16 protein-coding genes are annotated in these 23,943 nt (G+C 46.1%); 7 read left to right on the forward strand and 9 right to left on the reverse strand.

The features are described from left to right. Positions 1-45: 45 nt before the first annotated feature. Both AAC052_RS19700 and AAC052_RS19705 read right to left on the reverse strand, forming a co-directional pair. Entirely contained in the window at positions 46-1,902 is a 1,857-nt protein-coding gene (locus AAC052_RS19700) for a sialidase family protein (protein ID WP_339815166.1), read from the reverse strand. A 175-nt stretch (positions 1,903-2,077) separates the two neighbouring features. Continuing rightward, positions 2,078-4,525 carry an ABC transporter permease gene (locus AAC052_RS19705; RefSeq protein WP_339815167.1) on the reverse strand — a complete coding sequence of 816 codons (2,448 nt, stop codon included), beginning with the start codon at positions 4,523-4,525 and terminating at the stop codon, positions 2,078-2,080. Between the two features lie 375 nt (positions 4,526-4,900). Here AAC052_RS19705 and AAC052_RS19710 point away from each other — a divergent pair, with 375 nt between their 5' ends. Further along, positions 4,901-10,180 (forward strand): PAS domain S-box protein, encoded by a 5,280-nt coding sequence (locus tag AAC052_RS19710; RefSeq protein ID WP_339815168.1) that lies wholly within the window; start codon positions 4,901-4,903, stop codon positions 10,178-10,180. After that, positions 10,146-10,523 (forward strand): response regulator, encoded by a 378-nt coding sequence (locus tag AAC052_RS19715; RefSeq protein ID WP_339815169.1) that lies wholly within the window; start codon positions 10,146-10,148, stop codon positions 10,521-10,523. Before AAC052_RS19710 ends, AAC052_RS19715 begins: the two co-directional genes overlap by 35 nt. Positions 10,524-10,556: 33 nt before the next feature. Here the strand turns inward: AAC052_RS19715 and AAC052_RS19720 are convergent, their stop codons facing one another. The 3 genes from AAC052_RS19720 to galK form a co-directional block, all read right to left on the reverse strand. Then, on the reverse strand, positions 10,557-13,226 hold the full coding sequence (locus AAC052_RS19720) for an ABC transporter permease (protein WP_339815170.1): 2,670 nt from the start codon (positions 13,224-13,226) through the stop codon (positions 10,557-10,559). Then, positions 13,223-13,549, reverse strand: a complete 327-nt coding sequence (locus AAC052_RS19725) for a helix-turn-helix transcriptional regulator (RefSeq protein WP_151999539.1) — start codon at positions 13,547-13,549, stop codon at positions 13,223-13,225. The genes AAC052_RS19720 and AAC052_RS19725 overlap by 4 nt, the downstream gene beginning before the upstream one ends. Before the next feature lie 111 nt (positions 13,550-13,660). Next, positions 13,661-14,836 (reverse strand): galactokinase, encoded by a 1,176-nt coding sequence (gene galK / locus AAC052_RS19730; RefSeq protein ID WP_317487661.1) that lies wholly within the window; start codon positions 14,834-14,836, stop codon positions 13,661-13,663. Between the two features lie 357 nt (positions 14,837-15,193). Here galK and AAC052_RS19735 point away from each other — a divergent pair, with 357 nt between their 5' ends. After that, complete coding sequence (locus AAC052_RS19735; protein ID WP_317487662.1) at positions 15,194-16,513, forward strand: DEAD/DEAH box helicase; 1,320 nt, start codon at positions 15,194-15,196, stop codon at positions 16,511-16,513. Positions 16,514-16,709: 196 nt separating this feature from the next. On the opposite strand, the gene AAC052_RS19740 is transcribed toward AAC052_RS19735, so the two are convergent. From AAC052_RS19740 to AAC052_RS19750, 3 genes are all read right to left on the reverse strand, one after another. Further along, positions 16,710-17,312 (reverse strand): hypothetical protein, encoded by a 603-nt coding sequence (locus tag AAC052_RS19740; protein ID WP_339815171.1) that lies wholly within the window; start codon positions 17,310-17,312, stop codon positions 16,710-16,712. A gap of 398 nt (positions 17,313-17,710) precedes the next feature. After that, positions 17,711-18,586 carry an RluA family pseudouridine synthase gene (locus AAC052_RS19745; protein ID WP_317487664.1) on the reverse strand — a complete coding sequence of 292 codons (876 nt, stop codon included), beginning with the start codon at positions 18,584-18,586 and terminating at the stop codon, positions 17,711-17,713. Between the two features lie 2 nt (positions 18,587-18,588). Beyond that, positions 18,589-19,476: a class I SAM-dependent methyltransferase gene (locus AAC052_RS19750; protein ID WP_317487665.1), complete on the reverse strand. Its 888-nt coding sequence runs from the start codon at positions 19,474-19,476 to the stop codon at positions 18,589-18,591. Positions 19,477-19,623: 147 nt separating this feature from the next. Between AAC052_RS19750 and AAC052_RS19755 the strand changes: the two genes are divergently transcribed. After that, positions 19,624-20,418, forward strand: coding sequence for an RNA methyltransferase (locus AAC052_RS19755; RefSeq protein ID WP_339815172.1), 795 nt, complete (start codon positions 19,624-19,626; stop codon positions 20,416-20,418). Here AAC052_RS19755 and AAC052_RS19760 read toward each other — a convergent pair. Further along, positions 20,415-21,023: a phosphatase PAP2 family protein gene (locus tag AAC052_RS19760; RefSeq protein ID WP_339815173.1), complete on the reverse strand. Its 609-nt coding sequence runs from the start codon at positions 21,021-21,023 to the stop codon at positions 20,415-20,417. The genes AAC052_RS19755 and AAC052_RS19760 overlap by 4 nt on opposite strands. 169 nt (positions 21,024-21,192) lie before the next feature. Here AAC052_RS19760 and AAC052_RS19765 point away from each other — a divergent pair, with 169 nt between their 5' ends. From AAC052_RS19765 to AAC052_RS19775, 3 genes are read left to right on the forward strand one after another with little or no spacing between them, the layout of a single operon-like run. Further along, on the forward strand, positions 21,193-21,831 hold the full coding sequence (locus tag AAC052_RS19765; protein WP_317487668.1) for a hypothetical protein: 639 nt from the start codon (positions 21,193-21,195) through the stop codon (positions 21,829-21,831). A gap of 22 nt (positions 21,832-21,853) precedes the next feature. Beyond that, positions 21,854-23,272 (forward strand): pyridoxal-dependent decarboxylase, encoded by a 1,419-nt coding sequence (locus tag AAC052_RS19770; RefSeq protein ID WP_339815174.1) that lies wholly within the window; start codon positions 21,854-21,856, stop codon positions 23,270-23,272. A 17-nt stretch (positions 23,273-23,289) separates the two neighbouring features. Next, positions 23,290-23,943 (forward strand): hypothetical protein, encoded by a 654-nt coding sequence (locus AAC052_RS19775; RefSeq protein ID WP_317487670.1) that lies wholly within the window; start codon positions 23,290-23,292, stop codon positions 23,941-23,943.

Raw genomic sequence — 23,943 nt, forward strand, 5'->3', positions numbered from 1 at the left:
CCAACGTTGAATCTTTCTCATTTCAAAGCCACAAGCTCTTGCTCTCTAATACGTCTTCACCGATTTGAAAGCCTCCTGCGTCGTACAGAAGTAAAGCTGTTTGTTTTTCAGTTGATGAACCCTGCTGATTGTATACAATTGACCTGACTGCCCGACTTCAGATGGGAGCTCCAGCCACTCTTTACCGTTCCATTTGTAGATAAACCTTTCGCCAGAAAGGCCATCTACATAACCCAGCGATTTGACACTGAACAAAGTACCATCGTGGCCAACAAAGTCCGGAATCTTCCCCTCTATTTCTTTCCATGTTTGTCCTCCATCGTCGCTTCTGATGCCCTGATTGAACTGCTGATAGTTTCCGTTTACATCTACCCTCACACCGAACAGAATACCTTCCTTGTCGATGCACGTCACATATTGTGAGCCTCCTTCAAAAAGTACAGAAGAAGCGGACCAACTGATTCCATCCGAAGACTTGCTCACATATGCGCTGAACTTCGGCACGCTGAAGCCCGTTCCGCCCAGGTAGTAGTCGTAACTATAACCGGCAATGGCGACAAGGCTTCCGTCACTAAGTTGCTGCACAGAATGGCCACTATAACTCGGGAAGCCAATAGAAGCTTCCTTCCAGGTGACGCCACCGTCGCTGCTTCGGTACACATTGTTACCGAATGCGTAAAGGTTTCCATCAGCATCTTCATAAAGTGTGGAAAGCGTAGTTGATTGCTTGAGGTCGATGGGAAGAAGGCGCTCGTCGCTCAGCATTTCATACAGGGCCCCATTGAGGATCATGAATGTCTTGCCGTTCGACGTTTCAATGGCGTCAGATAAAGTGGCCTCCTGACCAACAAGCGCTTCGCCAATCACTATCTTCTCATCGGTATCCAGGTTATGTTCAACCAGACCATAAGCGATCTTCCCTTCCGCCAGCCCTGCATAATAGACGGTTTCATCGGCGATAGCAGCAGAAAAAAAGCCCCCAGTCACATTGTTGTGGTAGCCCGGCGTCGCAAAAACTTCCCAGGCCCCGTCCGCATACTCGTAAATTCCATTGGGTGCAACCTGCAGCACAAATACTCTTCCCGAGGGCGACACCAAAACCTGCTGAGGATTCTGGTAGTTGGTCATCGCTCCCACAAAAGGCATAGTTGTCAAAGCGCCGCTGGCAGTTACCCTGGTTACGCCGGCTGAGCTGGCAAAGTAAAAATTACCGTCGGCTGCTGCAAGCTGCTTTTTGTTTGGCAGCCCTTTGGCTATGCCCGCCAACACCGTCCACTCCCCACTCGCCGGGTTGTGCTTGTGGAGGTCGCCGGTCTGGGAGTTGATAAAAAAAATCCCGCCACCAGGCGCTACATCCATAGCGGAGCTATTGGTTGGTATTGATATGTCAGCAAATGCCGTTTCTCCCTTTTTCCTTAAACTGAGCTTGTTTTGGCTGCTTATACTGCAATTGCAGTTGACAAAATAATACAGATTGCCGGCATCGTCGAGAAATGCACTGTCGAGCCAACCCGCATTAGGATGTTGCACAGGTGCCACCGAGGCACCATCATAGAGGTAGTAAGCGTGCTCCACCTGCAAAAATACCAAACCTTCGTCGGTAACCTTTTTAGGTGAGCTCCTGGCAAAGCTGTTGTTGGCACTGGAAAACTCCTTCCATGTTTGCCCTGCGTCGTCGCTGTAGTAAAATCTGGGAGTTGTGCTCGTTAAAGGGTTTACCTTCACGGCGAAGTTCTGCTTGTTTGGACTCACGGCAACATCCTGCACGGGAAACTGACCAAATTGCGGCACTGCGATGCTGAAAGCACCGGTGGAAGAAGTAAGATCTCCTTCCGGGTCGTCATCTTTGCCGCAGCCTGCCAGTATCAATAGTGTGAGCAGCATCCAACTAAGGTTCTTCATACCATTTTTTGATGCCAAAGTTAGCCTTGCTGACGCCTGTACGACATCCGTGCCGGACGGTATTTTAGAGGGGTGGGAAGGTGGTATTCCAGCACCAGGGAGCCAGCGTTAAACATGTAAAAGCAAAAAAAAGAGGGCTGCGCACCCTCCTTTCCATTTATTTCAAGTCCAATAATTATTCGTCTTTGAGCACATCCACCATATTGAGCCGGGCGGCAGTGTAAGAGCGGTAGCCCATGGTAACTACGGTGACGAGCAAAGTAACCCCGAGGGAAATAGCCACGATTTCCCAGCCTATGGTAATGTGATAGGCGTAGCTTTCGAGCCACTTTTGCATGCCCAGGAAAGTGCCAGTCGCAGATAATAAAAAGGCGACAGACAAGACAACCAGAATCTCCTTTGCGAAAATATTCAGTATTTGACCAACAGAGGCTCCCACTACTTTGCGAATGCCTATCTCCTTGCGCTTGGCATTTGCCATGTAATCTGTAAGGCCATACAGCCCTATCGCACAAATCACTATGGCCATCAAAGCGAAGAACCTCATCACTTTGCCCATCACGTCCTCCATACGGTACTGGTTGGCAACTCTCTGGTCAAGGAAGTTATACTCAATAAGCAATTCAGGAAACACTTTCTCCCATTCTTCACTGATAATTGCCACGGCCGCTTGCCCTGCCTCGGGGTCGGTGGAAGCAAGTGCAATAGACAACTCATAAAAGCCGTTTGGTCCATAATTCATCATTACAGGCACAGCCTCCTGATGAAGTGAATTGGCATTGAACTCCTCCACCACTCCTACTATCTGAAATTTACCTCCCCAGGTTGCCTGGAACAGCTTCCCAAGCGCTTCCTGTGGATTAAAAATTCCCATTTTCCGAATAAGTGTTTCAGTAACAACAACTCTTTGATTGATAATTGATTCACCCTCCGGCGACCTCTGATAGGTGTCAGTAGCATTCACATTTCTTCCTGCAAGCAATTTGATATCGAACAGGTCAAGGTAGTTTTCATCCACCTCTTTTACGTTCACGGTAAACAATTCATCTTCACCTTTTTCAGGGCTAAAATGCTGACCGGTGTTGTTAGTACTTGCCAGCGGCCCTCCCAAATTGAGACTAGCCTGCGCTATTTCGGGGTGCTTCAGCAGCTCGGTTTTTAGCACTTCCGATCGCTTTAAATCCGGCTCAGGAAACTGGATTGTCACAATACCATCCTTTCTGAATCCCATATCCTGGCTGCGGAAGTAGTCGAGTTGGAAAATGACAATGATGGTACCCATGATAAGACCTATGGACACCGCAAACTGAGAACCTACCAGCACTTTGCGAAGCGGAAACTTACTTTGCTTATCGATGTTAGAGATCTTTGTTCTTATGGCTGTTAATGGTGAAAAACCTGAAAGGACAAAAGCCGGGTACAAACCAGACAATAAGGACACCGCTGTGATCGAAATGGCACAGAAGACGATCCAGTTAGTCAACGGAACGTCCTTGATAGTCATTGGGTAGTCGATCAGGTCACCAGCCGCCCCAAGCATCACATCGGCTATGAGGAAGCTAACCCCGTGAGCCAGTGCCACAATGATGAAAGACTCTAACAAAAACTGGGCAATAAGCGCCGGGCGATGCCCGCCCAATACTTTTCTGATACCCACTTCCTTTGCTCTTTTTACAGCTCTGGCGGTAGAAATATTAATAAAATTGATACTGGAAATCACTATAAGCAATACAGCCAGAGCAACGATAACCCTGATGGTGGCTGGTTCAAGAGACATGCCACTGTAGGTGCCGTAGTCGGTGGTATGAACCTGGCTCAGGGGCTGTAGGAATACACTGTAACCATCAAGAGTATTGTTTTTTTCTACCACATCCTTTATGCCCGCCTCGACAACACTTTCCTGGGTTTGGCTATTCAGCTTAATGAGAGCCTGTGTATTGCCATTGAGCCTGTCCCATATCTTGCCTTCTCCAAAGTAGGCATTCACTCCTTCCTGGGCTTCATAGTACGCTACCATATTAAACGGAAAGTCGGTCGATTTTGGAAAATCCTGGTAAACAGCTTTCACCACCAGGTCGTGCTTGTTGCCAAGGTTAATAATCCGGCCCAGCGCTCTGTCGTACTCATTGTTGATATCAAAGAACTTTCGGGCGGTTGCTGCTGAAATAACCACCGAATTAACATCTGACAGCGCATTGGCAGAGGAGCCCGCTACCCACTCGAAATCAAGGATTTCAAACACATCCTGATAAGCAAAGCCTATATCCTCTTCCTTGAGCTTTTTTAATGCTCCTCCTTCCTGGGGGATGTTCACCTGCGCTGAAAGTGAGTACAAATTTGTAGCAGCTTCAATGCCTGGGATTTCACTCTTTATAGCGCCGGACAATGGATGGGGAACAGTGGCAAATTTCACATCGTCGTCCCCACTTTTCCAGTGGCTCACTACCCTGTATACCTGCTCCAGGTGGCTTTGGTGCTTGTCGTAGCTCAGCTGTAGGGTTAGAAACGAGTAAATGGCTATCACGCAGGAAGCACCTAATGTAAGACCCGCAAGACTGAGGACGGTATAGGTTTTGTTCCTTAAAAAATTCCGTACAGCAGTAAGAAAATAGTTCCTAAGCATAGTAGTAATGGTTAATCCTCAAGATTGATCTGCAAATAATTGTGCCAAAACAATAAACAATTGATTGTCAGATAATTAAAATAAATTAAAGTTAGCATCGTGTCCATAAATGGACATTGACTGTGAAAAATTGTACGCAATTAAAGATTTCGAAGCCATCATTTGCGGAAAACAAATTCTTTTACTAGAATGCTACACTTTCTATCTTTATAATTAGCCACTGGCCATAGTCTAGTACCGATCATCTGATCTAAGAAGTTCCGGTAGGGTTACTTGACAGTCTTAATTTTTAACGTTTTTTTTTCCAACCAGCCTATGGTAGTGCAGTCAGCAGTGCCGCCTACGTGAAGTTGTAGAGGTATCTTTTGTCTTCGTATGGATAAATCGCTCAATATCGCTCTGAAAAATGAAGTCTATCAACTTACCAGTACTAATGAAAGCATTTATGAAGCAATAGAAGAGTATGCACATAAAGGATATTGGTATTTGGATCTCAATGCCAAGACCAACTGGTGGGCAAATCCAAGATTTTGGGATTCTCTGGGATTTTCCTTTTCAGACGGCGAAACCGATGCACCACTGCCAGCGCTGGAGGAGGTACTTTTGCCTGACGACCTAACGGCACTACTTCAAACCATCGAACAGCTTTCAAAAGAAGATAGCTTCCTTCTTACACTCAAATACCGTCATAAAAACAATCAGCACCTATCTTTTGCGGTACACGCAAAAATTATAAGAGACAAAGCAGGAAAGGCCGCCAGGCTTCTCGCACTGCACAACAAAAGTAAGAACCAACCTTTTTTTGTCAATGAACTTTACAACCAGGTGCTCTATTCCATTCATGAGGGTTATCAGCTTACCGACACGGGCAATATACTGGATGCCAATGATAGCTTTTGCAAACTGATTGGTTACACAAGAGGCGAGCTCTTGACAATGAACCTAACTCATTTGGCGGCTGAACTCACACCTGATCAGGTTCAGGATTTCATTAACAAAGTTTTAGCCAAGAACGGCGGCACAATATCTACAAAAGCCAGGACAAAAGATGGCCGCCTGGTAGATATCGAAATCAGGACAACCCTTATCGATCATAATGGGAAGCCGTTACTGGCCTCTTTCGTACGTGATGTAACTGAACAGTTAAGAACTAATGAAAGGCTCGAAATAGCCCTGCAGCAATACAGTTCTCACCGCAATAACTCTCCGCTGGGAACGGTCGAATATACAAAAGACCTGATTGTGACGCAGTGGTCGAGGCAATGTGAGGAAATTTTTGAATGGACAGCGGATGAAATTTTAAGCGCCAATATTTCAGCCTTCAATCTCATTTATGAAGATGATCTCGACGCCACAACCAACGTGGCCCTTGACCTGATGTCGGGCAAGGTAGACGGCAACGTCTCCTTGAATCGCAACTACACAAAAAGCGGCAAAATCATTACTTGCATATGGTACAACTCCGCCATCAAAAATGAAAAAGGCGAGGTGATCTCTATTATATCACTCGTTCAAGATGTTACACACCAGAAAGAAATTGAGTATAAACTGGTCGAAAATGAACGAGCGCTGGACGTATTCTTCAACAACTCTCTGTATGGTTTCTTTTTTATGATGCTGGATGAGCCAGTAGCATGGGACGACACTGTGGACAAGAAAAAGGCGCTTGCGTATGTATTTGAACACCAAAGAATCACAAAAATAAACCGGGCGATGTTATCGCAATATGGTGCACAGGAAAAAGAGTTTCTTGACTTAACCCCAAAGGATTTTTTCGACCATGACATTGATTATGGCAAAACTGTTTGGAAGGAGCTGTTTGACAACGGTTCGTTAAAGGTGGATACGCTCGAAAAGCGTTTTGATGGATCAACATTTTGGGTGGAGGGCGAATATGTGTGCCTTTACAACTCTGCCGGGGAAATCACGGGCCATTTTGGGATTCAATACGATGTCACCGAAAAGAAAGAGGCCGAGCTAGCATTGACAGCCAGTGAAGAAAAGCTTAAAGAGGCACAAAAAATGGCGAAAATGGGCGATTCCACCATCAACCTAATAACTGGTGAGTTTTTAGCGTCAGAAGGGCTTTTGGAGCTTGTCAGGGTTGAGAATATGGAGGGCCCCGAGTTAAAAAAATGGCTGGATGCCGCACAGCACCCTGAAGACTCCGGCAAATTGGAGTCTTGTGTGAGAAATTGCCTCGCAAATAAACAGGAGGTAATTCCACCGGTTGAGTATAGAATGACAAGAAAAGACGGCATTTTGATTTGGGTCAGAACTCAGGGAAAAATAATCTATGAGAATGAAAAACCGTCAACCATTTTCTTTACAACGCAGGACACCTCCCGCAGCAAAGCCGTAGAAGAGCAAATCAAAGCTTCGGAACTACGTTTCAGGTCACTTATTGAAAATAGCAAAGATGGTCTGGTGATACTCTCTGTAGATGGCAACATTGATTACATATCCCCTTCTATTGCAGGAATACTCGGTTATCAGGATAGCGAAATGGTTGGAATCGATCTTGAAAAAATGGTTCACCCCGAAGATATCGAAGGATTAATAAATGCTTTCCATTTGGCACTACAACAACCGACGACTCCTATAACCGGTTTGTTATATAGAGCCAGGCACAAGCAGGGAAACTGGCGCTGGATGGAAGGGTCGCTGACCAACTTCTTAGAAATCCCTCATATAGGTGGCGTTGTTAATAACTTTCATGACGTAACCCACCGGCTGGAAAACTCGAACCTTTTAAAAAAGGTCAACAATCAGCTAAAAGCTGCTCAAAAAATTGCACACCTTGGGTACTGGGAATGGAACTGGAAGGAGGAAACCGTCTTTTGGTCTGAGGAGCTTTACGCTATCTGCAAAACAGACAAAATACCTTCTGAGGCGGCCCTTTTTGCAGCCATCCATCCCGAGGATCAGCCCACATTTACTGCCTATAGGAAAAGATTATCCGAGGAAAAGTCAGAAACCACGATCGAATTTCGGTTTCTGATTGGAAAAGATGTCAGAATCTTCATGGTAAGGACCCTTCCCTTGCTTGACAGACGTGGAAAGGTGATTGGTTTGGAAGGAACGGTTCAGGATATCACAGAAAGAAAAGAACGTGAACAAGAAATACTAAGGCTATCAACCTTTCCTTCCGAAAACCCAAATCCAGTGCTAAGGGTGCTGAAAGACTATACAATTAGTTATTCCAACAAAGCCAGTCAGCCAATTTTGGTCAGCAAGATTTCAGGTAAAGCGCCAAAACTGCCTGAGCAGCTCCGGAATTTTGTAAAACAAACCTTTGACGGCTCCGAAATATTGCGAGCGGAATTCTCGGTTGGCGGTATTACCTATTCTTTTACGTCAGCCAGAAGTCAACAAGGCGATTATGTGAACCTGTACGGTCTGGACATCTCACCACAAAAGGAAATTGAAAAAGCCTTGAGAGATAGTGAATACCTGTTAAATGAGGTTGGGAGGATAGCCAAAATTGGGGGTTGGGAACTGGATCCGGAAACAGGCGAAGGCACCTGGACCAGAGAAGTCGCCGAAATACATGATTTGCCGTTTGGCACTGAGGCCGGACTTGAACTTGGGCTGAGTTTCTACCTCCCCTCGTCACGGAGTATCTTGGAAAAAGCTATAAATGATGCGTTTCAACTGGGTAAAGCATATGACCTCGAATTGGAGATAATTACCGCAAAAGGTAATCGCAAGTGGGTTAGAACCATTGGAATTCCTTTACTAACCGACGATGGAAAGGTCAAGCTCAGGGGTTCGTTTCAGGACATTACAGCACTTAAGAATGCCAAAGACAATATTCTTTTGGAGAAAGAGCTCTCCGACAATATCATCAACAGTTTACCCGGTGCATTTTATTTATATACTCAGGAAGGTGAGTTTTTAAGGTGGAACAAGAACCTTGAAGAAGTCACAGGGTACACAGCTGAAGAAATCAGCACCATGCACCCTATCCAGTTCTTCCACGACAGTGAAAAGGAATTGCTGACAGAAAAAATAGAAAATGTATTTGTTGCCGGAGAAGACAGTGTCGATGCGCACTTTCTCACCAAAAGCGACCAGATGATCCCCTACTACTTCACAGGCAAGGCTATTTCCTACGATGGTGAAACCTGTCTCATGGGAGTAGGAATTGATACCAGCGAACGAAAAAAAGCATTGGAAGCTTTGAAGCACAGTGAGGAACAGTACCGCTCGCTGTTCGAGAACATGAATGAAGGTTTTGCTCTCTGCGAAATGGTTTATGAGAAAGGCAAGGCAGTTGATTTTACGTATATACAAGTAAATAAAGCATTTGAAGACATTACTGGCCTCAAAAAACCGGTAGGAAAGAAAGTGTCGGAGTTGATCCCCGGAGTGGTACAAGCAAACCAGGAGGAAATAGCCTTATTGAGCAGGGTATGCGAAACTGGGATTCCTGAAAGGTTTGAGGTAAAAGTAGAAGGACTGAATGTGTGGCTATCCTCCTCCGTGTTCAGTCCAAAGAAGGGATTTTTTGTGTCGATGTTTCAAGATGTTACCGAGCGCAAATTAGCAGCCATTGCCGTCGAGTCAAGTGAACAGAGGTTCAGGGCGCTTGTAGAACAGTCATTAACTGGCATTTATATTTTTGAGAAGGGAAAATTCATTTACGTCAATGATCATTTCGCCGATATGTTTGGCTACGAAGTAGATGAGGTTCTCACCACATTGAAACCTACGGATGTATTGACACAGTCGGAGTATTCAAGGTCAAGCGACCTGATTGACAAAAGGCTAACCGGTGAGCTCGATTTTGTGCACTATGTAGCGAAGGGGCTTAAGAAAGACGGCACGACTATCTGGGTGGAAATTCATGGCTCAAAAATTGACCTCCAGGGTAAGGACGTAATCACGGGCACTGTGCTGGATATTACGGATCGGATTAATTCCGAACAGGCAATGAAAGAGCTTCTTGAAACAACGACTAATCAAAACATACGGTTGAAGGATTTCTCCTTCATCACGTCTCACAATATCCGGTCGTCGGTATCGAACATACTGGGACTCACAGAACTCCTGATTCTGGATCCGACGAATGCTGAGTACCTGCGGATGCTGCGCACCAGCACGGAGAAATTAGACACAACCATCAGGAATATTAATGAGCTGATCCACTTTGAAAACGACCTTGGAGAAAAAGGCCTGATCGAATATAATATTCTTCAGTCCGTCAACAACGTGCTTGCACAAAACAACCAGATCATCAAAGAGCAAGGGCTGGATATCAGAACTACGGTAGAGAAGCACTTAAGTATCAGATGTATACCTGCTTACCTTGATAGTATATTACAAAACCTTGTTACAAACGCTATAAAATATGGAACCACCGAACGCTCAAACATCATTGAAATCAACGGGCTGAAGGTACGTGACAAGATAGAGTTGCAAATAAAAGATTATGGAAGTGGCATTGATTTAGATAGATTTAAGGATAAATTATTTAAAATTGGGAGTCGGTTCCATTCTTCAAGCGAGGGCCAGGGCTTGGGTCTCTACATGTCAAAGAGGCAAATAGAGGCAATGGGAGGAGATATAGAGGTGGAGAGCCAGCCAGGCAAAGGCACAACTTTTAAAGTTTATTTCAATGCAAAAGGGCCGGAGAATTTTTTTGATAGATGACGACGAGATATTTTTGATGATCTCCACAGTGAATCTGAAGACTGTTTGCAGCGATGTGGAGATCCTTACGGCAACCAATGGGCAGGAGGGCCTGTTGCAACTCAACAGTGCCCAACCAAATGTGATTCTTCTGGACGTGAATATGCCGATTATGGGGGGCTGGGAGTTTTTAGAAAAACTCTCAGGCGCCGGCATTGGAGTAAACTTGAACTTCCCGATTTACATTACCACCTCATCAGTGGACCCGGAGGATAAGCGAAGAGCCCAGCTCCATCCACTCGTTAAAGGTTTCATTGAAAAACCACTCACGGCTGAGAAAATAAGAGAGATGGAGATATGCTAGCAATTCGCTAAAGCCAGCATATTTCAATTTCAGCTATTCCACCCTCAGGCTTTCAACAGGGTTGATGCGTGACGCACGCAAAGTATGATAGACAATGACCAACGCAGCCACTAAAAGTGCGGTCATTCCACTAACAACGAAAAGCCCAACGCCAATTTCGGTGCGATAAGCAAAGTTTGCCAGCCACTTGCTAATCAGCCAAAGGGTGAGCGGCACCGACAACACAATAGCGACTAGCAGCTGAGAAATAAAGCTTTTAGAAAGTAATGCAAAAATTGTAATTGGAGTAGCACCCATCACTTTCCGAATGCCAATTTCTTTGATGCGGCTGTTCACAACCAACACCATAAGACCAAGCAGGCCTAAAATTGCAATCACTATCGAGAGGATTGTTGCTACGGTAATCAGCTTGTTTAGCCTTGCTTCATTTTCATACTGCTGTTGTATTTTTTCATCAACGAAGCTGAAATCCAGAGCCTCATTTGGGAAAATTGCCTCCCACTCCTTACCAAGAATATCCTGCACCTCCGCCAGGTTCGATCCAGTGTAAGTAAACACGAGCTTGGGAACCGGCGAATCTTCCACATTGAAGTCGGAGATTCCCTGCAAAATTGGCATAGCGTTTTCGGCTATCACGAGTGGCTCCACCTGGGAATGAAGGGAAGTGAAGTTGAAATTATCAGTCACACCAATGATCCGGTGTTCACCAAACTCTTTACCTGGCAGTTTGTCGCCAATCGGATTTTCGAGCCCAAAGTAGTCGGCCGCCGCCTGATTAATGATAATTGACTGGCGCTCGTCGAGGCCATTTCCCTCTTCAAAATCCCTGCCCTCCTTTACTTTTATTCCAAATGACCTCAGGTAATTAGCATCAACATTCAGGAAGGCAAAACGTCTGAACACATTCTTGTCGTCGGTGTAAGCAAGCTGCGTCCATCCATTCGAGCCAAACATGTGGGTGGCCATGCCAATATCGGTAACATCGGGGTGTTTTTGCAAGGCCGCCTTCAGCAGTTTGCCATTTTCCATACCCGAAGCTATCACCTGAGTAAGGCGCTGCGCAGCCGGATCCGGCTGAAGCCTAACAGAAACAGCAGATTTGTAAGTGAATCCCAGGTCTTTCTCTTGCATGAAGCTTACCTGCTTTCTCATGATCAGTGTGGTGCTGATGAGAAAAACTGTAACGAGAAATTGAAACACCAGCATGCCCCTTCGGGCCACGTGCCTTCCACCGCCCTGGCTTCCTCCCCTCAAAATGGATACGATGCGAAAACCCGACAGCACAAAGGCCGGGTAAATTCCGGCAGCGACACCTATGGCCAGCCCAACACCCAGGTAAGCGAGCAGATGCCACCACTTGAGCGTGAAAAATATTTGGGTTCCCGTTAAGGCGTTAAATGTTGGAACAAGCAGGATTGTGAGAACCGTGCCGACAGTCATGGCAATTAACGCCAGTAAAAGGCTTTCGCTCAGGTATTGCACCACCAGCGTGCTTTGTCCGGCACCCAGCACTTTTCGCATGCCCACCTCACGGGCTCTGCGCAGAGATTGCCCAATTGAAAGCGTTGCATAGTTAATGCAAGCTATAATGAGCACCAGCAAACCGATGGCACCAAGTATGTACACATATTGAGGGTTGCTTACCGGTGCATAGCCAGCCGGCACATCGGGATTGAGGTGGATGTCAGTGAGCGGCTGCAAACCAATATTGTACTGGCCTCGTTCTACCTCTTCGCTGAGGTACCCCATCACCACATCCTGCATTTTTGCATCAACGCTTTCTACACTGGCGCCCTCTTTCAACAAAACGTAGTTCTCAGGGATAATGCTGAACCAGGCGTTCATAGACCCTTGTCCATACAGTTGTCTATTATTTTCAGTGGAAATTGCAATATCAAACTGGATGCTGGATTCATGCGGGATATCTGCCATGATAGCTGAGACAGTAAAATCTTCAATGCTCTCACCAATTTGAAGACTCATGGTCTTGCCCATTGCTTCCTCATCGCCAAAGTACTTCCTTGCATAGCTTTCAGAGACGATAATACTCCTGAGCCCGGGGAATGGAGCTTCTTTATTCCCTTTCATTATTTCGAAATCAAATACTTGAAAAAAATTCGGGCTGAGCACGGCTATTCGTTCATCGAGACGACCTTCACCTCTGCCTACAAGGTGGTTTTCAATCACCAACTGAGCCGCACTTTCGACTTCAGGAAAATTTTGTTCAAATAAGTCTCTGAACCTAAGAGGAGTAATTGAGTTGAAAAAGATTTTACCCTCACCATAGTCTTCCTTGAGCCAGCTGCGGTAAATCCTGTCTTTTTTGCTATGAAACTGGTCGAAGCTTAGCTCCTGCTTCACATAGAGCCCCATCAGTAGAAAGCAGGCAATGCCGATGGTCAGGCCCACCAGGTTGATAGCTGTGTTGACTTTGTCTCTGGCCAGCACCCTAAAAGCAATTTTGAAATTGTTGGCGGTCATCATAAATATTGAGTTTTTGAGTCTTTTCGATTTTCCTATAGCCGAAATTCTGAGCGACCGAATCACGAGCCATACGTACGTCAAATCAGCGGCTCGCTTTCCGCTCTCAAGCCGGCGCTTTTGATAAACCTCATACAGGTCGCCCTGTAGGTCTTCCAGAAGGTCCGGGTGGCAATACCACTCCAGAAACCGATCGGCCCACCTCGGAGGATTGGAACTCATGAGCCCTGAATCGTTAGAAGCTTTTTGTACAAGCCCATCCTTACCAGCATCGTTTCATCAATCACTTTGCGGCCGGCTACTGTTAGCGTAAAAAAGCGTTTTCTTCTTCCTCCCCTGTCGGCAGTGGCGCCGCCCATCGACGATGTGACAAATCCCTTGGCCTCCAACCGTCGGAGCACTGAGTGTATGGCAGTAACATCGGGCTTTCTACCAGCTTGCTCGGCAATTTCCTCAAGGATAGTTACAGCGTAGGCTTGCCCTGCCAATGAGCCCACGGTCAAAAGCACAAGCTCCTCAAGTTCGCCCAATGATTCTCTTTTCATGACTGCACAAGTTATTTATTGTACAAAGATACAAATTAATAATTTAATTATTTTTTGTACAACAAATTAACGTTTGTTAACACCTGGCATGCGATGAAATCACCAAACGAGTCAGGAAATCACTGATGCCCCACCTTGTATTGAAATGTCGTAGAAGGAAGGTGCTGTATGGAATTGTTTGGTAAATGAGAGGTCTATGTGGCGTTTGAACTCCTCCTCAAACTCCTTTTTCACGATGTTGATGGTGCATCCACCAAATCCCCCTCCCATCATTCTGGCACCCAGTATCTCTTCGGGAAACCTGCCCGCTTCAGCGGCTAAAAAATCTAGTTCCCGGCAACTCACCTCGTAGTCGGACGAAAGCCCACGGTGCGTATCATTCATTTTTTTTCCGAACGCCCGCAAATCGCCCTTTTTTAAATCAAGGGCAGCAGCCTGCGTACGTTGTATTTCTCCCGTCACAAACCTGCACCTGCGGAAGACATTCTCAGGAAGCTCGTCAGCCAGTTCTTCTACCTCAAACGAATTAAAGTCTCTAAGGGAGTTTGCCTCAGGTTTATGCTTTTTAAGAACCGTAACTCCCAACTCACACTCAAGTCGCCTCGTATTGTACTCAGAGCTGGCCAGAGAGTGCTTCACCCGTGTGTCGATAAGTAAAAGGCTGTGATCCTCAAGCTGCAGCGGATAATAGTCGAAGGTTAGGTCCCGGCAGTCGAGCAACATGGCATGGTCTTTCTTTCCCATTTTGCTGGCGAACATGTCCATGATGCCACATTTAACTCCGACATATTCGTGTTCAGCCTTTTGAGCTATCTGAATAATGTCCCAGGGCTCAACAGACAGCCCAAACAATTGCGTCAGGGCCGTTCCAAAACCAACCTCAAGGGCCGCTGATGAAGACAGGCCAGCTCCATTCGGAATGTCGCCGCCAAACACGCAGTTAACCGCCGGCACATCGAAACCTCGCTGCTGCAACCCAGCCACCACGCCGCTAAAAAAGTTAGTCCACGCCGGATTGGACTTTGGCACCAGCTTCTTGTGGTTCACCAGCGCTCCCTTGTTAATATTCAAAGCGAAAAGGGAAGTTTCGGGCCGGGTTGAAGGCGACATAGCAAAAATAATCTCCCTGTTGATTGCAGCAGGAAACACAAAGCCATTATTGTAGTCGGTGTGCTCGCCGATCAGGTTGATCCGGCCAGGTGCCCGTACAAGAATGGCTGGACTTGAGCCGTAAAGCTCTGTGAATGTTCTTGATATTAATGCTTTGTAATCAAGTTCCTCAAACATTACCGTCGTTTAGATTTAATCAACCGGAACCAACATTGCCCCGATAGTGCTTCTTCTTTAAAAGTGTTCAAATATACAAGCAGTTTATTATTTCGAATACACGACAGTTGAAATTGAAGTTTTGGAGAATACCATTGCCCCCATTATTTATTAATAACGAGCGCCCAGGAGCTATTGTCAACTATTTTACGTACCTTTGCGCCAGGTTCTCAGTTGACAGGCCAATTATTTCACATACTCAGCCTGCCGCACGCTTCAAGTCGATGTCTGCCATTCAACCAAGGATCTTTTAAGGACAGACTGCTGATTGTGACCCTTCCCGGCTCGTTATCAGCCATATTTAAACAAAAAACATTAATGACATTTGAAAATCTAGGGCTTGTTGAGCCCATTCAGAAAGCCCTGAAGGCTGAAGGCTATGTTACGCCTACGCCTATTCAGGCCCAAGCCATCCCACATCTTCTTGAAGGCAGAGACTTACTGGGCTGCGCACAAACAGGCACAGGAAAAACCGCTGCCTTTGCTATTCCTATTTTACAGAACATTTACACTGCGAGAACCGAACAAAGAGGTATCAAAGCGCTTATTCTTACTCCAACGAGGGAATTGGCGATACAGATTGACGAAAGCTTTGCCGCCTATGGCAAGTATACCAGAATCAGCCATACAGTAATATTTGGTGGCGTGTCGCAAAATGCACAAACCAATGCCCTCCGCAGGGGTGTCGACGTTCTTATTGCTACTCCGGGTCGTTTACTTGACCTGATGAACCAGGGTTTTGTTCGCCTCGACAGCATCCAGTTTTTCGTATTGGACGAAGCGGACCGCATGCTCGACATGGGATTTGTGCACGACGTAAAGAAAGTGATCGCCAAAATCCCTGCTAAAAGACAAACGCTTTTCTTCTCGGCCACTATGCCGCCCGAAATTGTAAAGCTGTCAGACAGCCTTCTTACAAATCCGGTAAAAGTAGAGGTTACGCCTGTGTCTTCAACAGCCGAAAAAATAGAGCAGTCGCTCTTCTATGTAGAAAAAAGAGATAAGAAGCACTTGCTGAACCATATCCTGGAAAATAAGAGCATTGAAACAGCGCTGGTTTTCACTAGAACAAAACACGGTGCCGACAGGGTAGTGAAAGACCTTAACAAAGAAGGAATTACTGCCGAAGCCATCCACGGCAACAAGTCGCAGAACGCACGTCAGCGTGCCCTCACCAACTTCAAAACCCGTAAAACAAGGGTGTTGGTGGCTACCGACATTGCCGCCAGAGGTATCGATATCGATGAGTTGACCCACGTATTCAACTACGAGCTACCTAATATTCCAGAGACCTACGTGCACAGAATCGGAAGAACAGGACGTGCAGGAGCAGACGGAAAAGCAATTTCCTTTTGCGAAAGAGAGGAAAGGCCTTATTTGAAGGACATCCAAAAGCTGATAGGAAAGACCATTCCAGTAATTGACGAGCACCCATTTGTGAATGCAACGCCTGTACCTACGTCCAGCGAAGTCTATTCGTCAAGACCCAAGTCTGGTTCCAGCGGCAACTCGGCGTCGTTCAAAAAGAAGTGGAACAACAACGGAAGGCCAAACAATAACGGAAACAGGTCTTCGGACAGGCCGCAGCGGGATTCTTCTCAATCGACTGCGATGCCTTCACGGTTTTCGAGGTATTAAGAGTTGACAGACTGCAAATTAACAAAGGGCTTCGGCCCTTTTTTCATGTCTATACTTATCGGGAATGGGGTCATTCAAACCGTTGTAAGTGAAGGAAAGCACAAAAAAAAACTAGCCGCCCTTTGAAAGAGCGGCTAGCCAGATTGATAAGCGGATTAATGAATGTTTTCAGTATAATTTACAGTCTGCTTTGTGCTTAAAAATCGAATTTTTGGTCTTTAACTACAGTGTTATTGTAAGATACAGTGAAACGAACACCCGCTCCTTTGATTTGGCTTAGGTCATAGACTCTGGTGAAGAAATCAGCTGACTTCACTTCCTCAGTGAACAAAAGTTCATCCTGACCACCGTAGATAGCCACTGAAAGTGGTGAGCTTACAGATGCACTTGATCTAAGCACCATTTTCTTTGTGTTCGCATTTGAGCTAAGCGCCACTTGCTCAACCAGTTTATCAACTTCAGAAACGTGGTGAACAGTCTGGGCTACCTTTTCTCCTTTTGAAACTACTTCAAAAGTGTAATATCCTGAAGGAACGTTTGAAAGATCGAAGTTTTGTGCGAAACCTTCGACTACTCTAACAGATCCTTTGTGAATAGAGACGCCTTTTTCATCCAAAACGTTAACCGTTACATTCTGCTTGCCTTCACTCTTATATATTAGTTTGTAAGAGTCGTTCTTATTGAAAGAAACCACCTTCACAGCAGATGAAGCCTTAAGTGAGTCTCCTCCAGCAAATGCAACACTAGAAGTACCCATAGCTACTAGGAGTACAGCAATAAAGTTCTTTGTCTTTTTCATAACTTTTCGTTTTTGAGCTTATCAATTATATATCAAAAGACGTAAAAATTATGATTTTGTTCAAATAACAGGCATTAATTTTAAATGAATATATAGTTAATATATAAAAATTTACGAATTCATTAAAATATCACTTTTTCGTAACCGTTTGCGCTGGCAGTTACACCAATGCAAACGTCTGATTTTTATAATTTTTACATAAAATATTTTTCTCCATGTTGTTTATTCTGATTTATTTCAAATAATAGCCTAACAACAGAATATTATTCTGAATTAAACGCTTCGAAACTGATTGCATAAATCCCGGAATCGCTTGCGGTGGGAATTTCGTTCTGACAAGGCGAAACCAAAAGATCGGAACAAAAGAAATGGAGGAACGAATTGACAGGACAGATTACCTATCTATAGTCCTCACTTTTCTCCTTTGGGTGAGTAAAAATCGTAGATGGCTCAATTTTGAAAGCTAAATCTTTGCCTGTTATCGGGTGTTTTATGTAAAGCTGGGTGGCCATTAATCGAATCTGCCTTTTGAAAGCATTACTCGCCCCATATTTGTAGTCGCCTACTATAGGGCAGCCAATATGACCGAGGTGTACCCGTATTTGGTTTTTCTTGCCAGTAGCCAACTCTACTTCTACCATGTGGTATCTGCCTATCCTCTCCTTATAAGTATAATAGGTAACCGCTTCCTTGGTATTGGGTCCGGGTGTGGTGGCCACAAACATCTTCAAGCCTCTTTCCTCAAGCAACGTGCTAATGGTGCCTTTTTTGGGGTTGGGCTCCTTTTCGGTAATGGCTATGTACTTTTTAGAAAACTGATGCCAGTTAGCTTTCAATTTTTCCTGTATCTCTTCGCTTTTTGCAAAAACAACCAGGCCGCTTACTTCTTTATCGAGCCTGTGCACAGGAAAGGCGCTCTGCGCACCTTTGGTAGCATCCTTTACATAGTCGTCTACCAGCTTGTGCATAGTAGGCCGCCGTGTGATGCCTTCGCCAGCTGTGATGAGGCCCACTGGCTTGTCGCAAACAATAATATACTGATCCTGCCAAATAACACGAAACGGTGCCTTCACATTAAGAGAGGGCTTCTCCTGCTTTTCAATATTAACGAGCTGGCCGGTCTTGACAGGCGTGTCAGCCATTCGAACCTGCTCCCCGTCGAGCGTCACATTGGCAAACTTGAGCATTTTGCGCAGCTTGGTTGTGGAAGTGCCTGCGTAGGCGTCGCCCAATATCTCCAGGATGGTGCCGTCTCTTTTCGCTAAATGCTTCATAATTATCGTGTAAATCTTAAAAACGTTCCCAGAGGCAGCCTTTGCCCTGACGTAGACGGCAGGTAGAACTCTCCGAACTGCATATTGTCAGGCTGAAAGAATGATTCAACCAGGTTGGCCGAAACCAATGCCGAAAGCCCCATGCTATACATATTAAGGACAAGAAACGCTTGTCGGGGTGCCAGCAGTTGACTACACAGCTCCATCAGCTCTGTCAAACTCTCTTCAATCACCCATTTCTCACCATCGGGGCCCCTGCCATAGGCGGGTGGGTCGAGTATAATGCCATTGTATTGCTTGCCCCGCTTCACTTCCCTTTTCACAAACTTCAGGGCGTCTTCTACTACCCACCTGATATCCTTCAAACCACTGGCTTGCTGGTTATCATTGGACCATGTGATCATGTTCTTTACAGCATCCACGTGTGTTACTTCGCTGCCAGCAGCCCTGGCCGCCAAAGAGGAGCCGCCGGTGTAGGCAAACAGGTTCAGTACTTTTCCCGGCTCAGGCCAGGCCTTCACCGTGTCATAAATAAAGTCCCAGTTCTCGGCCTGCTCGGGAAAAACGCCCACATGCCCGAAAGACGTGAATTGCAGCGACATGGTGAGCTGCATGTCTTTGTACCGGTACTTTAAAGGCCAACGATGATTGAGTTTCTGTGAATAAGTCCAGCCTTCATCTTCTCTGCTGCTCTTCCTCGCCTTCGCTGAGTCACGCACAAATACCGCAGATGCCTGCTTTTTCCATTCGTCGTCCGACAGTTTCTTTTTCCAAATAGCCTGAGGCTCGGGCCGGATGAGCGTATACTTTCCAAACCGTTCCAGCTTCTGAAAGTCGCCAGAATCGATCAGTTCATAGTCTTGCCAATGTCGGGGAAAAAGAAGCTGCATATGTAGCATCGGGAAGTAAGGTGCAAAAGTAACGGAATTGTTGGAATTGGACGCCTTCTCGTTTCACATTACGCAATGCAGCCCACCTGGCGATTTAGTTGTGGCCATGAGATGATCTTTGCACAATACCCTGTACTTTTGCTTTCCATGATTCTTGAAATATCAAGTCCACAGAACCAACGCATTAAAAACCTGATCGCCCTTCAGAAGCCCAGGGAGCGCAAAGAGCAGCAGGCGTTTGTTATTGAAGGAGTCCGTGAGATCTCGCTCGCTCAGCAAAGTGGCTACGAACTTCAGGAGATCTACCTCAACCCGAACCTGTACCAGGCAGACCCCCACTACCCTATCTCCTTCGAGCATTCTACTACCTACCACCTGAGCAACGCTGTTTTCTCAAAAGTTGCCTACAGAGAAAGTACGGGTGGAGTAATCGCCGTCGCTGCCACCAGGTCGCTTAGCCTGGCAGAATTGCCTGCCGGCACCAACCCACTTTATCTGGTACTCGAAAATGTGGAAAAGCCTGGCAACATTGGAGCGATGCTTCGGACGGCGGATGCCGCCGGGCTTAGCGGAGTAATCGTGTGCGACCCCAACACCGATTTTTTCAACCCCAATGTGGTCAGGTCAAGCGTAGGTTGTCTTTTCACCGTGCCGGTTGCATCGGCAAGCAATCAGGATGCAAAAGATTGGTTTGCAAGCCACGGCATCACCACCTATGCGGCAGCTTTGACCGACAAAGCCATGCCCTATCACACCTTTGACTACAAGACGCCTTCGGCCTTGCTGCTGGGGACGGAAGCTACCGGCCTCTCCGATTTTTGGCTAAGGAAAGCTAATCAGCAGGTGATCATCCCCATGAAGGGTAAAATCGACTCTATGAACGTTTCGAATGCGGCCGCCATTCTCATCTACGAAGCGCTTCGTCAACGTGATTTTGGCTAAGTACTGCTAAGCAGCCCTGCCTTCAGACCGGGTTTTTGGAACCAATCATTCCCACTGATCAATAAAAAAATCAAGGCCGTGAAAAAAGTCCCCAGCAAAGCGCCAGCATACACGTCCATAAAGAAATGCTGGGAGAGGTATACACGGGAAGTGCCCACCAAAAAGGCATAGCCAAATGCCGCCCAAGCCATCCATCGGCTCTTGGGAAAGGCCAGGACAAGAAACGTAGCAATCGAAAAAGCAGTGACGGTATGACCGGAGGGAAACGAAAATTTACTGTGAATATCCACTCCTTCTATAAATTGCAACTCACCTGACTTGAAAAAGACTTTGGGCCGCATCATCTCTGGAAAAAGTACTCTTTTGCTCAACTGCGATACAACTAGCTGCATGATGGAAACAACCGACAAAACAATGCTGAGCCGGTAGCTAAAAAGAAGAAAGGCAATGAGCACCATCAAATTAACAAGACCATCGCCCAGGTGAGTAAAGTACTTGAAAAAGTAGTCTCCCAGCGTGTTGTGGCTTTGATTAAGCAGAAGAACAATGCCGCCCTTCGGAATTAAAATTAACGTAACAAGCCCTCCGACTGAAAAAAAGGTCATCAAAAAGGCATATATCTTTACTGCTGGGTGTTGTTTTATCTTGGCTGACATTATCAAATTCGCCTGAAGAAAACCGGTGCGCCTCCAAATTTGAAATCAATCAATAAAAGTAACAATGCTTACCACCGAATTCTATTACTTTGAATTCTAATTGCGAAGTTCAGATGAAATGAAAAATAGCCTGCTTTTGTGTATCGTCCTTTTAGCTAGCTCCTACGAAGCCTGGTCTCAAAATGCTGAAAGGCTCAATGAAAAACTAGAGGATTGGTACTTTGGAACTATCGTAATGGCCTCCGGAGACGTGATCGAATGCGACTTTGCATATAACCCGCTTACGATAGAAGGCCTGCTGCAATTCAGCTACGAAGGAGTCAACTACACAGCTGGCCCAAGCAAAGTCTCATCCTTTAGCTTTTATGATGAAGAGCGTAAAGTCTATCGCAAGTTTCAATCCTTCCCCGTTTACAGCGAGATGACAGAGATGACAAATGAAATTTTCATGGAGATACTTCACGAAACGCAATTCATTTCATTGGTTGGGAGGAAAACAACTGGACTGAAGCCAGGCTACGGCTTCAATGCCAATGCTGTGATAACTCAGAAAAACGTTATCAAGGGTTATGAAAGATACTTCATTGATATGACCACCGCCAGGTTACACGAAATGACCAAAAAAGAGTTTTTCAAACTTACTTCAGATAAAAAACCTGAAATAAAGTCCTTTATGAAAGAAGAACATGTTCAACTAAATGACTCAGCTGACTTCATAAAATTGATGGAATTCTACGCCTCCTTGAAATTATATTGAAAAGACCCGATTAGTGTTGTGTATGATGACACCAGAAACTTTTAGAGTGGAAGCCCACCGCCTCGTCGACTGGATGGCAGATTTTCTCGAAAACATTGAGGAATATCCGGTAAAACCCGCCACAAAGCCTGGCGACATTATCAAGCAGCTACCGGCTTCCCCTCCTCTTCAAGGCGAAAGCTTTGACAGGCTTTTTAAAGATTTTCAAAGCATCATCATGCCGGGGATTACGCATTGGCAGCACCCCCATTTTCATGCCTATTTCCCGGCCAACGGAAGCTACCCTTCGATTTTAGCAGAGATGCTTACCACCACACTGGGCGCACAATGCATGATTTGGGAGACCTCACCAGCAGCCGCAGAGTTGGAGGAGATGGTGATGAACTGGCTCAAGGAAATGATGGCATTGCCCGCAGCATGGCACGGGGTCATTCAAGATACCGCCTCCATGGCAACCCTTGTGGCACTCCTAACAGCCAGGGAAAAACAGAGCGGCTTCCGGGTGAACGACGAAGGCTTCAGCGGGACAGAAAAGTACCGGGTATACTGTTCCAGCGAAACCCACTCCTCTATAGAGAAGGGTGCCAAAGTCGCTGGGATAGGAAAGAAAAATGTGGTAAAAGTGCCTGTAGATGACCTGCAGGCGATGAAGCCCGACGAACTGGAAGCGGCTATAAAAAAGGATATTCAGGCCGGGTATACGCCGTTGGCAGTGGTGGCCGCTATCGGCACCACCAGTACTGTCGCCGTCGACCCCTTGAAGGCGATTGGCGCTGTTTGCAGTAAATACAATGTTTGGCTGCACGTCGATGCTGCTTATGCAGGCACAGCCCTGCTGCTGCCAGAGTGCCGCTGGATGATGGAAGGTCAGGAGTTGGCCGACAGCTTTGTGTTCAATCCGCACAAATGGATGTTTACGCACTTCGACTGCACGGCTTACTTTGTGAAGGACAAGGAAGCGCTTATTCGCACTTTTGAGATCCTGCCCGAATACCTGAAAACTGCCACCCGTGGACAGGTGAACGACTACAGGGATTGGGGCGTGCAACTGGGTCGTCGGTTCAGGGCTTTGAAACTGTGGTTTGTCATCCGCTCCTTTGGCATCGATGGACTGCAAAAGACCTTAAGAGGACACATGTCCTGCGCTGAAGACTTTGAGTCCAAAGTGGTGAACCACCCCGATTTTGAGCTCATCCTGCCTCGATCATTGAATGTAGTGGTCTTCCGTTTTAAGCCAGTAAATGAAAACAATTTAGAAAAGCTCAATCAGCTAAATGAGCTGCTGATAAAAACCCTGAACACCTCGGGGAAAGTCTTCCTCTCCCACACCAAAGTAAAGGGCATTTACTGCATCAGAATGGTGCTCGGCAACACCAGCCTGGAGCAAAGGCATGTTGACGAAGTGTGGGCATGGATAACTGATGCCTCTAAGTCGCTTTAAACTATTATCTTCGTTGTATGCGCATCATTTTCCTCCTTTTTCTTCTGATGTCTTTCAACAGTGCGGTCGCTCAGGACACGCTAAAGTGGCTGTCGGCTGGGTTCAATACCCAAGCATACAAAGGAGACCTTGGGGACAAATACAGCAAATGGACAGGTGGGCTGTACACGAGCTTGCAATTTAAGACTCAGAAGAAATGGAATGGCAGCGTGAATCTTATCATAGGTAATGTTACCGGACAAGACCTCAATCCGGTTTTCAACGTCAGCCCTGAAAGTGGCAGACAGCCCAATACCTATTTCAGCAATTCCTTTGTAGCAGCTTACTACCAGGTTCACTGGAACGTTTATCTGAGGAGCCGCCTCAGGGTATTCCTGGGCCAGGGAATCGGCTTGATGAGATACAATGCCAAAGACGAGCAGGGGGTTAGCCTGGCCAACCAAACGAACACCCGGGCCGCTAATGAGTCGGCAGGCAATATTGCTTTGCTTCTGCCTACCAGCATCGGAACAGCCTATCGGTTCAAAAACAACTTCGGCGTAAGCTACAAATTCACCCTGCTGAACACAGCCACTGACTACCTGGATAACATTTCACAATTGGGAGGTGTCACGGGTGGCGACAATGTGCTGGCACATCAGGTTTCCTTACTGGTGCCCATTTATTTCTAA

This window comes from uncultured Imperialibacter sp. (assembly GCF_963974565.1).
Lineage (GTDB): Bacteria > Bacteroidota > Bacteroidia > Cytophagales > Cyclobacteriaceae > Imperialibacter > Imperialibacter roseus.

Bases quoted from the DNA above. Each gene is read 5' to 3' on its own strand.
- AAC052_RS19700 (WP_339815166.1), bottom strand. From the start codon at position 1,902: ATGAAGAACCTTAGTTGGATGCTGCTCACACTATTGATACTGGCAGGC.
- AAC052_RS19705 (WP_339815167.1), bottom strand. From the start codon at position 4,525: ATGCTTAGGAACTATTTTCTTACTGCTGTACGGAATTTTTTAAGGAAC.
- AAC052_RS19710 (WP_339815168.1), top strand. From the start codon at position 4,901: ATGGATAAATCGCTCAATATCGCTCTGAAAAATGAAGTCTATCAACTT.
- AAC052_RS19715 (WP_339815169.1), top strand. From the start codon at position 10,146: ATGCAAAAGGGCCGGAGAATTTTTTTGATAGATGACGACGAGATATTT.
- AAC052_RS19720 (WP_339815170.1), bottom strand. From the start codon at position 13,226: ATGAGTTCCAATCCTCCGAGGTGGGCCGATCGGTTTCTGGAGTGGTAT.
- AAC052_RS19725 (WP_151999539.1), bottom strand. From the start codon at position 13,549: ATGAAAAGAGAATCATTGGGCGAACTTGAGGAGCTTGTGCTTTTGACC.
- galK (WP_317487661.1), bottom strand. From the start codon at position 14,836: ATGTTTGAGGAACTTGATTACAAAGCATTAATATCAAGAACATTCACA.
- AAC052_RS19735 (WP_317487662.1), top strand. From the start codon at position 15,194: ATGACATTTGAAAATCTAGGGCTTGTTGAGCCCATTCAGAAAGCCCTG.
- AAC052_RS19740 (WP_339815171.1), bottom strand. From the start codon at position 17,312: ATGAAAAAGACAAAGAACTTTATTGCTGTACTCCTAGTAGCTATGGGT.
- AAC052_RS19745 (WP_317487664.1), bottom strand. From the start codon at position 18,586: ATGAAGCATTTAGCGAAAAGAGACGGCACCATCCTGGAGATATTGGGC.
- AAC052_RS19750 (WP_317487665.1), bottom strand. From the start codon at position 19,476: ATGCAGCTTCTTTTTCCCCGACATTGGCAAGACTATGAACTGATCGAT.
- AAC052_RS19755 (WP_339815172.1), top strand. From the start codon at position 19,624: ATGATTCTTGAAATATCAAGTCCACAGAACCAACGCATTAAAAACCTG.
- AAC052_RS19760 (WP_339815173.1), bottom strand. From the start codon at position 21,023: ATGACCTTTTTTTCAGTCGGAGGGCTTGTTACGTTAATTTTAATTCCG.
- AAC052_RS19765 (WP_317487668.1), top strand. From the start codon at position 21,193: ATGAAAAATAGCCTGCTTTTGTGTATCGTCCTTTTAGCTAGCTCCTAC.
- AAC052_RS19770 (WP_339815174.1), top strand. From the start codon at position 21,854: ATGATGACACCAGAAACTTTTAGAGTGGAAGCCCACCGCCTCGTCGAC.
- AAC052_RS19775 (WP_317487670.1), top strand. From the start codon at position 23,290: ATGCGCATCATTTTCCTCCTTTTTCTTCTGATGTCTTTCAACAGTGCG.